Consider the following 1,264-nt stretch of genomic DNA (forward strand, 5'->3'; position numbering starts at 1 on the left):
CTTCACCCGAGTTCTCTCAAGCGCCTGAGTATTCTCTACCTGACCACCTGTGTCGGTTTCGGGTACGATTAACTATAACCTGAAGCTTAGAGGATTTTCCTGGAAGCAGGGCATCAATTACTTCACTACCTTAGTAGCTCGTCATCACGCCTCAGGGTCTCAGTGACCGGATTTGCCTAATCACACCCCTACACGCTTAACCCACCATCCAATAGGTGGTAAACCTAGCCTTCTTCGTCCCCCCATCGCAGTTATAGCCAGTACGGGAATATTAACCCGTTTCCCATCAGATACGCCCTTCGGCCTCTCCTTAGGGGTCGACTCACCCTGCCCCGATTAACGTTGGACAGGAACCCTTGGTCTTCCGGCGAGCGGGCTTTTCACCCGCTTTATCGTTACTTATGTCAGCATTCGCACTTCTGATACCTCCAGCATGCCTCACAACACACCTTCTACGGCTTACAGAACGCTCCCCTACCCAATACACTTGCGTGCACTGCCGCAGCTTCGGTGCATAGTTTTAGCCCCGTTACATCTTCCGCGCAGGCCGACTCGACTAGTGAGCTATTACGCTTTCTTTAAATGATGGCTGCTTCTAAGCCAACATCCTAGCTGTCTAAGCCTTCCCACTTCGTTTCCCACTTAACTATGACTTGGGGACCTTAGCTGGCGGTCTGGGTTGTTTCCCTCTTCACGACGAACGTTAGCACCCGCCGTGTGTCTCCCATGATTAAACTTGTCAGTATTCGGAGTTTGCATCGGGTTGGTAAGCCGGGATGGCCCCCTAGCCGAAACAGTGCTCTACCCCCAACAGTTATACATGAGGCGCTACCTAAATAGCTTTCGGGGAGAACCAGCTATCTCCCGGTTTGATTGGCCTTTCACCCCCAGCCACAGGTCATCCGCTAATTTTTCAACATTAGTCGGTTCGGTCCTCCAGTTAGTGTTAACCAACCTTCAACCTGCCCATGGCTAGATCACCGGGTTTCGGGTCTATACCCTGCAACTTAACGCACAGTTAATACTCGGTTTCCCTTCGGCTCCCCTATTCGGTTAACCTTGCTACAGAATATAAGTCGCTGACCCATTATACAAAAGGTACGCAGTCACACATGCCCAACGACACATGCTCCCACTGATTGTACGTACACGGTTTCAGGGTCTATTTCACTCCCCTCCCGGGGTTCTTTTCGCCTTTCCCTCACGGTACTGGTTCACTATCGGTCAATCAGGAGTATTTAGCCTTGGAGGATGGTCCCCCCAT

At 51.3% G+C, this 1,264-nt stretch carries 1 rRNA gene (running past both ends of the window); it reads right to left on the bottom strand.

The features are described 5' to 3' along the window. Window positions 1-1,264: ribosomal RNA gene (locus J3U35_RS00010) — 23S ribosomal RNA — on the bottom strand (it extends past both window edges: 1,146 nt to the left, 331 nt to the right).

Source organism: Gilliamella sp. B2717, assembly GCF_026536675.1.
GTDB classification, from domain to species: domain Bacteria; phylum Pseudomonadota; class Gammaproteobacteria; order Enterobacterales; family Orbaceae; genus Gilliamella; species Gilliamella apicola_I.